13 protein-coding genes and 2 tRNA genes are annotated in these 14,690 nt (G+C 56.4%); 8 read left to right on the top strand and 7 right to left on the bottom strand.

All coding sequences use genetic code 11. The annotated features are described in order from the left end of the window. Nucleotides 1-2: 2 nt before the first annotated feature. Nucleotides 3-2,018: a ComEC/Rec2 family competence protein gene (locus AC2FJV_RS16780; RefSeq protein WP_496714122.1), complete on the bottom strand. Its 2,016-nt coding sequence runs from the start codon at nt 2,016-2,018 to the stop codon at nt 3-5. A gap of 78 nt (nt 2,019-2,096) precedes the next feature. Here AC2FJV_RS16780 and gltX point away from each other — a divergent pair, with 78 nt between their 5' ends. Together gltX and gltA are read left to right on the top strand one after the other, a co-directional pair. Beyond that, nucleotides 2,097-3,497, top strand: a complete 1,401-nt coding sequence (gltX, locus tag AC2FJV_RS16775) for a glutamate--tRNA ligase (RefSeq protein WP_496688195.1) — start codon at nt 2,097-2,099, stop codon at nt 3,495-3,497. Nucleotides 3,498-3,618: 121 nt separating this feature from the next. Beyond that, nucleotides 3,619-4,914 carry a citrate synthase gene (gene gltA / locus AC2FJV_RS16770; protein ID WP_142633596.1) on the top strand — a complete coding sequence of 432 codons (1,296 nt, stop codon included), beginning with the start codon at nt 3,619-3,621 and terminating at the stop codon, nt 4,912-4,914. A gap of 53 nt (nt 4,915-4,967) precedes the next feature. Here the strand turns inward: gltA and AC2FJV_RS16765 are convergent, their stop codons facing one another. Further along, the gene (locus tag AC2FJV_RS16765) at nt 4,968-6,053 is read right to left on the bottom strand and encodes a PA0069 family radical SAM protein (protein ID WP_271947277.1); all 1,086 of its coding nucleotides are present in this window, start codon (nt 6,051-6,053) and stop codon (nt 4,968-4,970) included. Between the two features lie 280 nt (nt 6,054-6,333). On the opposite strand from AC2FJV_RS16765, the gene AC2FJV_RS16760 reads away from it, so the two are divergent. Beyond that, nucleotides 6,334-7,032 carry a corrinoid protein gene (locus AC2FJV_RS16760; protein WP_271947279.1) on the top strand — a complete coding sequence of 233 codons (699 nt, stop codon included), beginning with the start codon at nt 6,334-6,336 and terminating at the stop codon, nt 7,030-7,032. A 154-nt stretch (nt 7,033-7,186) separates the two neighbouring features. Next, nucleotides 7,187-7,849, top strand: a complete 663-nt coding sequence (locus tag AC2FJV_RS16755) for a DUF1638 domain-containing protein (RefSeq protein WP_142633590.1) — start codon at nt 7,187-7,189, stop codon at nt 7,847-7,849. On the opposite strand, the gene AC2FJV_RS16750 is transcribed toward AC2FJV_RS16755, so the two are convergent. Further along, a complete protein-coding gene (locus AC2FJV_RS16750) occupies nt 7,846-8,256 on the bottom strand; it encodes a SufE family protein (protein WP_496688197.1) in 411 nt (136 codons plus the stop codon). The genes AC2FJV_RS16755 and AC2FJV_RS16750 overlap by 4 nt on opposite strands. Before the next feature lie 139 nt (nt 8,257-8,395). Here AC2FJV_RS16750 and AC2FJV_RS16745 point away from each other — a divergent pair, with 139 nt between their 5' ends. After that, the gene (locus tag AC2FJV_RS16745; RefSeq protein ID WP_496714121.1) at nt 8,396-8,920 is read left to right on the top strand and encodes a hypothetical protein; all 525 of its coding nucleotides are present in this window, start codon (nt 8,396-8,398) and stop codon (nt 8,918-8,920) included. A gap of 6 nt (nt 8,921-8,926) precedes the next feature. Here the strand turns inward: AC2FJV_RS16745 and rnd are convergent, their stop codons facing one another. The 3 genes from rnd to purM all read right to left on the bottom strand — a co-directional run bounded on the left by rnd (nt 8,927) and on the right by purM (nt 11,837). After that, the gene (gene rnd / locus AC2FJV_RS16740) at nt 8,927-10,084 is read right to left on the bottom strand and encodes a ribonuclease D (protein WP_496691182.1); all 1,158 of its coding nucleotides are present in this window, start codon (nt 10,082-10,084) and stop codon (nt 8,927-8,929) included. A 113-nt stretch (nt 10,085-10,197) separates the two neighbouring features. Next, a complete protein-coding gene (gene purN / locus AC2FJV_RS16735; RefSeq protein WP_496710091.1) occupies nt 10,198-10,794 on the bottom strand; it encodes a phosphoribosylglycinamide formyltransferase in 597 nt (198 codons plus the stop codon). Further along, nucleotides 10,791-11,837: a phosphoribosylformylglycinamidine cyclo-ligase gene (gene purM, locus AC2FJV_RS16730; protein WP_496675783.1), complete on the bottom strand. Its 1,047-nt coding sequence runs from the start codon at nt 11,835-11,837 to the stop codon at nt 10,791-10,793. Before purM ends, purN begins: the two co-directional genes overlap by 4 nt. Nucleotides 11,838-11,944: 107 nt before the next feature. On the opposite strand from purM, the gene AC2FJV_RS16725 reads away from it, so the two are divergent. Further along, nucleotides 11,945-12,021, top strand: a tRNA-Ile gene (locus AC2FJV_RS16725). Between the two features lie 245 nt (nt 12,022-12,266). On the opposite strand, the gene AC2FJV_RS16720 is transcribed toward AC2FJV_RS16725, so the two are convergent. Further along, nucleotides 12,267-13,586, bottom strand: a complete 1,320-nt coding sequence (locus AC2FJV_RS16720) for an ATP-binding protein (RefSeq protein WP_271947292.1) — start codon at nt 13,584-13,586, stop codon at nt 12,267-12,269. A 44-nt stretch (nt 13,587-13,630) separates the two neighbouring features. Between AC2FJV_RS16720 and AC2FJV_RS16715 the strand changes: the two genes are divergently transcribed. After that, nucleotides 13,631-14,545, top strand: coding sequence for an MBL fold metallo-hydrolase (locus AC2FJV_RS16715; protein WP_142633579.1), 915 nt, complete (start codon nt 13,631-13,633; stop codon nt 14,543-14,545). Between the two features lie 88 nt (nt 14,546-14,633). Then, a tRNA-Asn gene (locus AC2FJV_RS16710) sits at nt 14,634-14,690 on the top strand.

The raw sequence follows: 14,690 nt of genomic DNA, 5'->3' as shown, positions 1-14,690 counted from the left end.
CTTTAGCTGTCTGGCGACCACAGCCTTTTGCCTATGACTTCGGCACTGGTCATTACGTTTCCGCTAGACAGTGCAATACTTCCTGTCTTGGTCAGCAACTCGGGATCAATCACCATACAGGTGCCGGACAGCTGGACCGGAACAGCAGAGATGACGATTTGGTCATCTCCACATTCGCTGAATTCGCGCGCAGATCGTTTGCCGGTGAGGTGAATCAGCTCTTTGCCCTGCCAGAAATATCTTTGCGACAGATCTTTCCCATCGGGCCAGCGATTTGCGGCAGTTTTCTGGCTCGCGCCGTCTCCGTCGTTTTCAAGCCATACGGTTGCAATAAATTTGCTGCCCTTTTCCTTGCTCAGCGCGCGCCCCTGATCAGTCATCACACCAACCAACCCACCGGAAGCTGCGACCAAAACTTCCGGACGGTTACCCTGCGCCCAAAGCGCAATCGCCACCATGCAAGGTGCGACGCCGACCCACCTTGCCCCACCGCGCCACAAGGCGATCCACAGCGCGCCCAATGCAAATATGGGCAAGACGTAGGACGGTGGACTGACCACATATCCTTGCGCACCTTCCAGCCCCGAGATCCAGTCTGAAATCGCCAGAATCCATTCCAACCCTGCCCCCATGACCGCCAGCCCAATCCACTCAAGCCCGAATGGCGCCAGGATTGCGGCAATAACGGCCGCAGGAACCACGACGGTTCCCATCACCGGGACCGACAGCATATTCGCAACCAGCCCATAGTGAGACAGTGAATTGAAATGCGCGGCCCCAATCGGTGCGGTGGCAAGCCCCGCTATGGCAGATGACATCAATACCCCGATAATGGGCCGTAGCCATTTCGGCCCGAAAGCAGAACCGAAACCGCGTAAGGCTCCGAAAACGGCCACAAGTGCCGTTGTTGCAGCAAAAGACATCTGAAAACCGGGGCTTAACAGAGATTCTGGTCGCAACGACAGCACGATAAGGGCAGCGACGGCCACCGCGCGTAGCGAAATTGACCTTCTGTCGATCAAAATGGCCCCCAGCATTACGCTGACCATGATAAAGGCCCGCTCTGTTGCGACATTCCCGCCAGACAGCAATAGATAAACAACCGCCGCGACCAAGGCGCAAACCGCTGCAAGCTTGCGGACCGGAAGTCTAAGAGCGAGCACCGGGACAGCAGAAAGCGTGACCCTGAAGATCAGATAAACAAAACCTGTCAACAACCCCATATGCAATCCGGATATCGCCAACAGATGAGCCAGATTAGATGCCCGTAGATTGTTCAGCGTTTCCTGACCCATTCCGCTGCGATCACCCGTCGTGACAGCCGCGGCGAAACCTCCGACCTCTCCAGGCAGCAATGCGCGCACATGTTCAGAGATCGCCATCCTCCACGCCGTGATGCGGAGATTGGTCCTGTCCGGCGGGGCAACCGACAACACCGGTACGCGCGTGTATCCGACTGCCCCTAAACGTTGAAACCATGCGTGGCGACGGAAATCGAAACCGCCGGGCTCTACCGGCCCCTGAGGCGGCGACAGATGACCTGTTGTCATGATCCTTTGCCCAGGAACCAGCACGACATCCCCACCATGCAGGGAAAGTCGGACGCGCCGCGGTCGTCGATCCAAGGGCACGTCCCCTAATCGCACCCGATCGAGCGTCACCCGCAGCGCATCCGACGCAGAGCGGTCTATGGCGACAACACGTCCCTCGACCGGGCCATAGTACCGCCAAGACAGAACCGGCTCTGCCACCGTATGGGCACGTGCGCCGGCCAGGATAAACCCGGCAGCGATCAGCGTCCCCCCGATTGCCAACGAAGCCCAGCCAGACCGCGATTTGCGGGCCATCCCCATAGCCGCAACAATCACCGCGCTGAAACAAACGTAAATCTGCCACCCCGGCTCGAACCGGAGCGCGAAATACAGGCCGATGCCAATGGCCAAGCACACTGGTGACCACTGAAACAAATAGCCTGTCTGGTTCAGCAATGCGGTCTCGACCCGTGCCAGAACACGCATGGTTGCCCCCGTCCTTCGGGCTCGTTAGACAGGCGCCAAGTTAAGCCCGACACGGTTACCAAAAGGTTAATCCACACTATGTCCGATCAGGTCGTCACCCGTTTTGCACCTTCACCCACTGGTTTTCTTCACATCGGTGGCGCGCGCACTGCATTGTTCAACTGGCTCTTTGCTCGGGGACGTGGTGGCAAGTTCTTGTTGCGGATTGAAGACACGGACCGCGAACGCTCAACGCCAGAGGCTACTGCAGCAATTCTTCAGGGGATGTCCTGGTTGGGCCTGGACCATGATGGCGATGTGATCAGCCAATTCGAAGGCGCCCCGCGTCATGCTGAAGTGGCACATCAGCTGCTGGCGGACGGCAAAGCCTACAAATGTTTTTCGACCCAGGACGAAATCACAGCCTTTCGCGAACAGGCGCGTGCAGAGGGAAAATCGACGCTGTTCCAGAGCCCCTGGCGCGACGCTGACCCTTCGACCCAACCTGACGCCCCATATGCGATCCGCATAAAGGCACCGCGGGACGGGGTCACCGTGATCCGCGATCAGGTTCAGGGCGACGTGACAATCCGCAACGATCAGTTGGACGACATGATCCTGCTGCGCTCGGACGGAACACCGGTTTATATGCTGGCGGTTGTTGTGGATGATCACGACATGGGTGTGACCCATGTTATCCGGGGCGACGATCACCTGAACAATGCCGCACGCCAGATGATGATCTATGAAGCCATGGGTTGGGATGTTCCGGTCTGGGCACATATTCCGTTGATTCATGGTCCGGACGGCAAGAAACTATCCAAACGTCACGGAGCTTTGGGTGCCCAAGAATATCAGGCGATGGGGTACCCGGCCGCGGGTATGCGCAACTATCTAGCCCGTCTCGGCTGGAGCCATGGGGATGACGAATTCTTTACAGATGAGCAGGCGAAAGAGTGGTTCGATCTGGCTGGAATCGGTAAAAGCCCTGCACGGTTCGATCTGAAAAAGCTCGAGAATCTATGTGGTCAGCATATTCCAATCACTGGCGATGCCGCGTTGCGGCAGGAAATTCAGGGATACTTGGCGGCGGCGGGACTGCCCGCTCTCACCAATGCACAATCAGGTGATCTGGAACGTGCGATGTATTGCCTCAAGGATCGGGCACGCACATTCCCGGAACTCCTTGAAAAAGCGCATTTTGTGCTGACGTCACGCCCGATTAAACCTGATGAGAAGGCTGCAAAGGCGCTGTCCTCTGTATCCGACGGTATACTGAGTGAATTGACGCCGCACGTGCAAAATGCTAGCTGGACCCGGAACGAACTGGAGAGTGCCCTGAACTCGTTTGCAGAAGCGAAAGGGCTAAAGTTTGGCAAGCTGGCAGGGCCGTTGCGCGCTGCATTGGCTGGTCGGGCTGTAACGCCTTCGGTTTTTGATATGATGCTTGTGCTTGGGCGGGATGAAACCCTGGCACGGCTCTCCGACGCAGCGACATAACCAAAGGTTTCACATTTGGGTAACGCTGCTCCGCTAACACCCGGGCTGCGCCCCTGTGCGCAACCGTTGCCCGCCGAAACGGACGACGATCCGTTTCACGTATGAATGAGGAAGGGACATTATGACCGACAGCAATAAATCAGCCACTTTGACCGTACATGGTAAAACATACGAGTTGCCGGTTCATTCGCCTACCGTGGGACCTGATGTCATCGACATCCGCAAGCTGTACAGCGAAGCGGATGTGTTCACCTATGACCCCGGCTTCACATCGACCGCCAGCTGCGACAGCACCATCACCTATATCGACGGCGAAAAAGGTGAACTGCTGCACCGTGGCTATCCGATCGACCAGTTGGCCGAGAAATCGCATTTCCTCGAAGTGTGCTACCTGTTGCTTTATGGAGAGCTGCCGGCGGCCAAGGAACTGGAAAAGTTTGAAACCACGATCACCCGCCACACCATGCTGCACGAACAGATGCAATATTTCTATCGTGGCTTCCGCCGTGATGCGCATCCGATGGCGATCATGGTTGGTGTCGTGGGCGCGATGTCTGCGTTCTATCACGATTCGACCGATGTTTCCGACCCGCATCAGCGTGAGGTCGCATCCCATCGTCTGATCGCCAAGATGCCGACCATCGCTGCCTGGGCTTACAAGTATCACACCGGTCAGCCCTTCGTGTACCCGCGCAACGATCTGGATTATGCTTCAAACTTCCTGCGCATGTGCTTCAGCGTCCCTGCCGAAGAATATGAGGTAAACCCAATCCTCAGCCGCGCGATGGACCGCATCTTTACTCTGCACGCGGATCACGAACAGAATGCCTCGACTTCGACTGTGCGTTTGGCCTCGTCCTCGGGGGCGAACCCGTTTGCGTGTATTGCCGCCGGTATCGCGTGTCTTTGGGGCCCTGCCCATGGCGGCGCAAACCAGGCCTGCCTTGAAATGCTGGAAGAAATTGGCACGGTTGACCGTATCCCGGAATTTATCGCCCGCGCCAAAGACAAGGCTGATCCGTTCCGCCTGATGGGCTTTGGTCACCGCGTCTATAAGAACTTTGACCCGCGCGCCAAGGTTATGAAGCAATCCGCCGACGAAGTGTTGGATCTGCTGGGGATTGAGGACAATCCCAAGCTGCAGGTCGCCAAGGCGCTGGAAAAACAGGCACTGGAAGATCCGTATTTCTCCGAAAAGAAACTGTTCCCGAACGTGGACTTCTATTCAGGGATCATCCTTGAGGCGATGGGTTTCCCGACGTCGATGTTCACCCCGATTTTCGCACTGTCGCGCACCGTTGGCTGGGTCAGTCAGTGGAAAGAGATGATCGCAGATCCACAGAACAAAATCGGCCGCCCGCGCCAGCTCTATCTGGGCGAAACCAGTCGCGATTACGTGGACATCGAAAAACGCTGATTTCGATCCCCAACAAACCAAACAGCCCCGGACCAGAATCCGGGGCTGATTTGTTAGAACAGCGTCAACTGGTCCCCGGCTTGGGGCGGGATATCGAACAAATCGCACCGCAGCTTCGGGGTGCGCGTTGCAAGGCCCAGTCGTTTTACAGCCAGTGAAAACCGCTTAGCCACCATCTCGGCATATTCGCCCTCACCGCGCATTCGGTGGCCCCAGCGCGGATCATAGTCCCTGCCCCCGTGCATTTGCCGAAGCTTGGACATGACTTTTTCGGCGCGCGTTGGCTCTTGCTCTTGCAGCCAGGTTTGCCAAAGTTGCGAAACTTCGCGCGGCAGCCGCAGCATAATCCAGCTTGCTGCATCCGCCCCGGCATCCCTGCCCGCCTCTAACAGGCTTTCCATCTCATGATCTGTCAAACCGGGAATAGAAGGCGAGGTCATGACCCGTACCGGAACCCCCGCTTCGGTCAGCCTGCGAATGATTTTCAGGCGCCGATTTGGCGCGGGTGCCCGTGGCTCCATTCGGCGCGATAAATCCGCATCCAACGTGGTCAGAGATATCCCGACCCGAACCAAACCCTGTTCCGCCATCTGTGCGAGCAGATCGAGGTCACGTTCGATCAGTGCCCCCTTGGTCACAATCGCAACCGGATGGCGAAACTCAGTAAGCACCGACAAACAAGACCTTGTGATTCCGAGGTTTTTTTCAACTGGCTGATAAGGGTCGGTATTGGTTCCAATCGCGATTGGCGCAACAGTGTAACCTTTCGCAGAAAGCTCTTTGCGAAGAAGCACGGCCGCATTGGGTCGGGCAATCAAGCGCGTCTCAAAATCCAGCCCCGGCGACAGACCCAGATAGGCATGGCTGGGCCGCGCAAAGCAATAGATGCAGCCGTGCTCACACCCCCGATAGGGGTTAATCGAGCGATCAAATGGCAAGTCGGGGGAGCGGTTATAAGTGATTATGCTGCGTGCCGTTTCGTGCCTGACTTCAGTCCGCAACGGAGGAAGATCGTCATCATACCCCCAGCCGTCATCGCAGGGGATTGTGTCAAACCGTTCGAATCTGCCTGCCGTATTTTCCGTGGCTGCTCGCCCCTTGGGAATGGCCGAAGGTAGGTTTGTTCTACTTTTGTTCATGTCATTTGGTATATGGAATATCGACCGGTCCAGCAAGCGGCACATTTACCTTGCTGAGGCATCATCAGAACCCCAATCAGGCCCTGAACAATTGGTACATTTGAACGAATTGCAGGATGTTCATGTGTAAAATGACGTCGAGATAACGACAAATTTGGCCTATAGGTCGGTCTCGGAACTGCCAAGGTCGCAATCGTCACAGTAGTATTACGGCGAAATGGCCAAAACGGAAAAAATGCCACCACGGGCGCAAGGCCCGAACAGCTCAGGGAAACGCCCCATGTCCGATGAAGAAGACATCGTCCTGTCCGAACTGAACGACGACGAACTGGTCGAACAGATGTTCGATGACCTTTACGACGGTCTGAAAGAAGAAATCGAAGAAGGTGTGAACATCCTGCTGGAGCGCGGATGGACACCTTATGACATCCTGACCAAGGCACTGGTCGGCGGCATGACGGTTGTGGGCCACGACTTCCGTGACGGCATTCTGTTCGTACCCGAGGTCTTGCTGGCCGCAAACGCAATGAAGGGCGGCATGTTTATCCTCAAGCCACTGCTGGCAGAAACCGGCGCACCGCGCGTTGGAAAAATGGTGATCGGCACTGTTAAGGGCGACATTCACGACATTGGCAAAAACCTGGTGTCAATGATGATGGAAGGCGCCGGATTCGAGGTTGTTGATATCGGCATCAACAACCCCGTCGAAAACTATCTGGAAGCGCTTGATACCGAACAGCCCGATATTCTGGGCATGTCGGCCCTGCTGACGACGACCATGCCATATATGAAAGTCGTGATCGACACACTGATCGAACAGGGTCGGCGCGACGACTATATCGTTCTGGTTGGCGGCGCGCCCCTGAACGAAGAGTTCGGCAAGGCGATCGGTGCTGATGCCTATTGCCGTGACGCGGCCGTAGCTGTTGAGACGGCAAAGGATTTTGTCTCGCGCAAGCACAATCAGCTGGCGGGTTGATCGACATCTAGACCAATTCAGGGCCGTCCGATTTTCGGGCGGCCTTTTTCATTTATTCACCCTACCCTGATCCGAAGCCGACATTATGTGTCGAATACGGGCTTGCCAGCCACCGAATAAGCCGATTTTCTAGATAACGAGAAAGAGGCGCGAAATGACTCAGGACCAACTTCCCGACGATGCCAGCCTGACAACGCAGGGCTATTCAGACCATCACGGCGCAGGGCGAATTCTGTTATTGGCCTGCGGTGCGCTGGCGCGGGAAATCCTGGACCTAAAGCGTCGTAATGGCTGGGATCATATGGAACTGACCTGCCTGCCCGCCATCTTGCACGTCCACCCGGAACGGATCACGCAGGCGGTGGAAGAGGCCGTTGCCAAACACCGCGACCAATACGATAAAGTTTATGTCGTCTACGCAGATTGCGGCACCGGTGGCCTGTTGCAGAAAGCCTGCGAGGAGATGGGCGTGGAGATGATTAAAGGGCCCCACTGCTATTCTTTCTTCGAGGGGAACCAGGTCTTTGAAAATCGCGGCGAGGATGAAACTACAGCGTTCTACCTAACAGATTTTCTGGCACGTCAATTCGATGCCTTCGTCTGGAAGCCGCTGGGGTTGGATCGCCACCCCGAGCTTAGGGAAATGTATTTCGGCAACTACACGAAACTGGTTTATCAGGCACAGACTGATGATGCGGTTCTGACCGAACGGGCCAAGGAGTGCGCAGACCGAATGGGCCTGGCTTTCGAGCGCCGTTTTACCGGTTATGGTGATCTGCAATCCACGCTGAGCGACTGGGCCAGCCGCCCGCTTTAGGCGGCCTCTATCGCGACCTCGCGGATACGGTCGATCATCGCCCTCAAACCGTTAGATCGTTGCGCGGAAAGATGATCGTTTAACCCCAGCCGCGCCAGTTCGCCTCCTGCGTCAACCTGCGGGACTTCTTGAACCGGCAGGCCGTTATATAGGGATCGCAGAACCGCAATCAGCCCCCGCACGATCAGAGCATCACTGTCGCCGTCAAAATGAAAGATCCCTCCCTCGACACTGGGATGCAGCCAGACCTGGCTGGCGCAACCATGTACTTTGGTTGCAGGCACCTTCAACGCATCATCCATTGGCGCCATCGCTTTCCCCTGCTCGATGACATGGCGGTACCGGTCTTCCCAGTCCTCCAGGAATTCGAAATCTTCGACGATTTCTTCAAAAGCAGGTGTCGCCATCTCGGGGCTGTCCTCTCATTGGGTTCACATTTTTGAACTATGATCCTGACCAGCATCTGTCCAGCCCCCCACGTGGCTTTTCAAACCCGGAAAAGTGCGATAACTCATTGCCATATAGACTGCTCTGGGTGTTGTGACGATGAAGAAATCACTGTCTGTTCTTTTGGCTGCTGCCTTGACCCTGTCGGCTTGCAGCGCTTGGCGTGATTCTCGGGTCAACCCGACAAACTGGTTTGGGTCCAGTACTCCGGCACCCTCTGAAGTCTCGGTGAACGATGCAAATGCGCTGGTTCCCCAGACAGACGATGGTGTTGGCCTGTTTTCCAAGAAGCCACCCGAGGATAAGAGCTTCCCGATCGCCAAGATCGAAGAATTGCGGATCGATCCAATTCCGAATGGAGCTATCGTTTACACGACTGGGATTGCTGCAAGGCAGGGTGCCTATAATGCGCGGCTTGTTCGTGTTGAAAACGAAGAGAATGCAAAAAACGGCATTCTCGAATTCACGTTCCGTGTCGACTACCCGTCATATGCGACAAGCCAGGGGACCGAACGGTCCCGAAGAGTATCCAATGCAATCAATATCAGCCGAGACGAGCTTGCAAACATTCGGTTGGTCCGCGTCAAAGGGGAACAAAATGCCCTGGAATCCCGCCGCAGATAATTCCTGCTAAAGCTCTACGACCGTGACGGTCTGCCCTTTAGCTGCCAGGGCGATTTTGCCATCGCACAGTTTCAGGGCATCTTCGCCGAATACCTCGAACCGCCAACCGGACATTGCAGGTAATTCCCGTTCACCGGCTGCGATCTGATCCAGTTCGGAACTGGTAGCAATCAGTTTGGCGGCCACGCCCGAGCTTTCCGTTTTTGATTTCAGCAGCACCCGCAATAGGTCGGCAAGCGCAGGATTTACCTTCAACTTGTCACGGCTGGTATCAATCTTGGGCAATTTTTCTGGTGGGCAATTAACACCCTTTTTGACGGCGGCCAGAATCCCATCCGCAATGACCCCTTTGCGGGCCTCGCGCAGCAGCAGGCGCGATCCACCCAAATCTGAGAAAGATTTCGGCTTGGTCGATGCCAGTTCGATCAGAGCGTCGTCTTTGAACACCCGGCTGCGCGGTACGTTGTTTTCCTGCGCATAGGCTTCGCGGAACTCGGCCAACTCGCGAACAACAGCCAAAAACTTGGCCGAGTTCGTCCGGGTTTTGATACGCTTCCACGCATTTTCGGGCTGGATCTCATAGGTGCCGGATTGCGTCAGCGTGCGCAGCTCTTCGGCGACCCAATGGCTGCGCTTGGTTTTCGTCAACTCGGCCGACAGATACTCATAGATTTTCCGCAGATGCGTTACATCTGCCAGGGCATACGTCTTTTGCGCCTCGGACAGTGGGCGGCGTGACCAGTCGGTAAATCGAGAGGTCTTGTCCACGCCTTCCTTACAAATCTTGCGCACCAGGGTTTCATAGCCAACCTGCTCGCCAAATCCGCAGACCATAGCAGCGACCTGGGTGTCGAACAGAGGGTTGGGGAACACACCCGCCTCAACCCAGAAAATCTCAAGATCCTGACGGGCTGCGTGAAATACTTTAACCACGCTTTCATCGGCGAAGAGCTCGTACAAAGGCTCCAGAGTCATCCCTTCGGCCAACGGGTCGACCAAAACGGCGCTGTCTTCGTCGGGCGACGGGACCGCCAGTTGAAGCAGGCAAAGTTTGGAATAGTAGGTCCGTTCGCGCAGGAACTCGGTATCTACGGTTACGTAATCAAAGGCCGCAGCCGCTTTGCAGAAATCGGCCAGCTCTTGCGTCGTCGTGAGGGTTTTCATTCGTGGTGCTATTCTTGCTTTTGTTTTTAATCACCCGTCAGTCCTACACGTTTCCGGGCCGTCGGGCGAACCATAGGCCGAATGGCAACCGCGTGTAAATCACCCCGCGGGATTCACGGCAAAAGCACCGGCGTGCGGTCATTTCCGGCAAAGCGGCGCAATACGGCCGGATAAAGCCTGTGTTCGTAGGTCAGAACGCGCGCCGCCAAAGTCTCAGGAGTGTCTCCGGCCTCAATATTCAGGCGGGCTTGCCCCAAGATTGGGCCATCGTCCAGCGCTGCGGTCACTTCGTGAACCGAGCATCCATGCTCGATATCACCTGCTGCAATCGCACGGGCATGGGTGTTCAGACCCTTGTATTTTGGCAACAGTGACGGGTGGATGTTCAGCATTCGACCCTGAAAGCGCGAGACGAAATCACCGGTCAGCACCCGCATGAACCCGGCCAAACATACGATGTCCGGTTGTGCTTTCTCTAACGGTTTCAGCAGCTCGGCTTCGAAAGCCGCGCGGTCGCCTTTGAAGGGTCGGTGATCAACGGCTGCGGTTGCAATTCCCCGATCAGCTGCCTTTTTCAGCCCGCCTGCCCCGGCATCGTTCGACAGGACCAGACAGGGCCGCGCCGGATGGTCACCGGTCATGCTGTCGACCAGAGAGACCATATTCGACCCCCCGCCCGAGATCAGAATGGCGACGCGCTTATGGCTCACAGCAATTTGCCCGAATAGGCCACTCCTGCGGTGTCGGTCACGGTGCCAATCCGCGAAACCGTCTCACCAGCTTGGGCCAGCAGTGCCGACAGGTCGTCGGCCTGCTCTGCGCCGCAAACCACGATCATGCCGATGCCGCAGTTGAAAGTCTTGAGCATCTCGGATTCAGCAATACCGCCGGTTTCTGCCATCCAGCGGAATACGGGTGGCAAATCCCAGGAGTTCAAGTCGATCTGGGCACCCAGCCCTTCGGGCAGCACCCGTGGCAGGTTTTCGGTCAGGCCACCGCCGGTGATATGGGCGAGCGCATGCACCCCGCCTGTCCGGATCGCCTGTAGCGCAGGTTTCACGTAAAGGCGCGTCGGGGTCAGCAGTGCCTCGCCCAGCGATCCATCCCCAAAGGGCGATGCCGCATCCCAACCCAGGCCCGAGATCTCGACCAGCTTGCGCACTAGCGAATAGCCATTGGAATGCACCCCGTTTGAGGCCAGCCCAAGCAACACGTCACTCTTTTGAACATCTGCAGGAAGGTGTGCGCCGCGCTCCATCGCACCGACTGAAAACCCGGCCAAATCGAAATCACCATCGGGATACATGCCCGGCATCTCGGCAGTTTCGCCGCCAATCAATGCGCAATCCGATTGAACGCAGCCTTCGGCAATGCCCTCAATGATCCGTGCGGCGGTCTCGGTATCCAGTTTGCCTGTTGCGAAATAGTCGAGGAAGAAAAGTGGCTCGGCCCCCTGACAGATCAGATCGTTGACGCACATGGCCACGAGATCGATACCGACGCCATCGACCAGGCCTGTATCAATCGCGATCCGCAACTTGGTGCCAACACCGTCGGTGGCACCGACAAGAATCGGATCCCGATAACCTGCATCCTTCAGGTCGAACAATGCGCCGAACCCGCCCAGCCCGCTCATCACACCGGATCTGTTGGTCCGCTTGGCAGCAGGTTTTATCCGGTCGACCAGAGCATTCCCCGCATCAATATCAACGCCCGCATCCGCGTAGGTGATTCCGTTTTTGCCTGCTGTCATGGCCAACCTCTTTTGAATGGTTCCCGCGCGGGTTAGTCGATTGTTGGAGATGTTGCAACGGTCAGGCTTGACGCGGGCGTTCACCATGATAGGCAAAGCGCCTAGGCGGGCCTGTAGCTCAATTGGTTAGAGCAGAGCGCTCATAACGCTTTGGTTGGGGGTTCGAGTCCCTCCGGGCCTACCAAAATCCGCAAATTTCCCTTTAAAAACAACGCTCGATTGGCCCGAAAATAGAGAGAGATGCTCCACGACCTAACAATAGGTTGCGAGGCAAGTGCCCCACGGTTTCAGGACATATCTTCGATTCCCGCCCGGGATATCCCGGTAACTTTTCAGGCGCTTGAATCAGTTTATCGGTCACTGAACATCCGACAATCCAAGATGAACTCACACCAGATTTGGCAGAGCAGAGGTCCGGTGCACGATGCTCTAGCGACCGATGATAATATCGGCACACAGACCGCCCAGATGTTCGCTTTTGCCCAATCGAAGCACGCCGCCATGGGCTCGGGCGACATCTGCCACAATGGCCAACCCTAGACCAACACCGCTGCCCCGATTCTGGTTGCGCGCCGGATCCAATCGCGAGAAAGGTTTGACCGCTTCGGTGCGCTGCTCGGGCGGAATACCCGGACCATCATCTTCAACGCGGATACGCAGCGATTTGGAAGAGACCGACAGGCTGATTTCAGCGCGATTTCCGTACCTGACCGCATTCCCGATCAAGTTCTCTACCGCGCGACGAATAGCCGTCGGGCGCAACATTGCGGTTCCTGCGCCATCAACCTTTACCAGATCGACCTTATGCCCTGCCCTGCACGCATCCTTGACGATCTGCCGAAGGAACCTCTCAGGGTCTACGGATTCCGGCGCCACTTCTGCCGCTCCTTTGGAAAAGTCCAAAAACGCGTCCAGCAATAGCTGCATTTCATCCACGTCCTGTTGCAATGGCGCTGCCTCACCTTCGGGCAACAAAGACAGCCCAAGCTTGAGACGCGTCAAAGGCGTTCGCAAATCGTGGCTGACACCGGACAGCATCATGGTGCGCTGCTCCATCTGACGCTCAATCCGGGCGCGCATATCCAGAAACGCACTGCCAGCCGCTCGCACCTCGATCGCGCCGCCTGGCGAATAAGGAACAACCCGCCCGCGTCCGAACGCCTGTGCAGCCTCGGCCAGACGGGTGATCGGTCGTAGCTGGTTGCGCATGTACAAAAACGAAATGGTTGTCATGATGATCGCAAAGAACAAGACGGTCACAATCAACTGATGCGGCGCGGTTGGGGACAATCGCCGACGGTCGAAAGTTAGCTGCAATACACCCAAATCCGTCTGCAGATACAATCGAGCCTCCTGCCCGCTTGGCAAGGCGACCGCTACAAGATCGGGAAGCAGGGCGCGCAACTCGGATTCGACTTGAGGTGCAATGAAATCATACCAGCGGCGATTCCCGATGACTGGCGTTTCGTTTATCCCGAGAAACCGCAGTTTCATATCAAGCGCGGCCAGATCGGGCCGAAGTTCGGCCACCGCCTGATGCTGCGTTTCAGAATGTTCTATCACATCCGTAACCAGCGTAACCTCACGCGATGCGGCACGAGTCATTTGCGCGGTGACATCTTCCAGGTGCTTTTGCAAAAAGGCGACACTGATCACCAGCAGCATCACCACCACCGGCAAAATGAGAATCAAAGCCGCCCGTGCGTACAGGCTGCGCGGCATATAAAGTTTGAGCCATTGCGTCGTCATGGGTTAAACCTAACGGGCTGTTCAGACGAGAGAAAGAGTGCAGAATGCAAGCACCGGACGATTTCAATCCAATGCCAGGCCGAGATGATGAATTACAACCGGGCCTGAGGCGGATTCTTGCCCCCAACCCGTCTCCGATGACATATCGCGGCACCAATACATACTTGCTTGGCCAAACCGATCTTGCGGTGATTGACCCCGGCCCTGCCAATGCGGACCATCTGGATGCAATCCTGAACGCGGTTAAACCCGGACAACGGATCAGCCACATCATTGTCACACATTCTCATCTGGACCACTCTCCGCTTGCTGCACCGCTGGCCGAACGAACGCAAGCAAAGATCATTGCTTTCGGAGGCCCCGAAGCAGGCCGCAGTGAGGTGATGGCCGAATTGGCTACTCAGGGGCTCGCAGGCGGAGGTGAAGGGATCGACACGGCGTTCCGCCCGCATATCGAAGTCGAAGATGGAGATGTAATCGCCGCCGAAGGGTGGCAGTTGAATGTGATCCATACGCCCGGTCATCTTGGTAACCATATCGCGCTGGGTTGGGGGGATGTCTGCTTTACCGCCGATCATGTGATGGGTTGGGCCAGTTCACTGGTGTCACCACCTGATGGTGATCTGACCGATTTCATGGCGGCTTGCGAAAAGCTAGGGCAACATAACTGGTCCGTATTCCACGCAGGGCATGGCGCACCGATTAACGACCCTGCCAAAAGGCTCGATTGGTTGATCACCCACCGGCGCGCCCGGGAAAAACAGATTCTGTATGCTTTGGAAACCAGGCCAGGGACCGCCCGGGAATTGGCCGAGCGAATCTATACCGAAACCCCCGCCGCCCTGTTGCCCGCTGCCGAACGGAATGTATTCGCCCATCTCGTTGATCTTACGTGCCGATTTCTGGTTGCACCGCAGTCAAAGTTATCCGTCGGCGCGATCTTCGCCAGAACCCCATAGATGCCGAGGTAAATTTTTTTCCAAAACCGCGCTTCCCCTCTGGACGGCGAAATTTCGGGTTGCTATATGGCGCGAACCGTTCCGGCGTAGCTCAGCGGTAGAGCAGTTGACTGTTAATCAATTGGTCGTAGGTTCGATCCCTACC

The organism is Ruegeria sp. CDSA241, assembly GCF_059611265.1.
The sequence above is the reverse complement of the archived record's forward strand: the minus strand, read 5'-3'. Positions and strand labels throughout refer to the sequence as shown.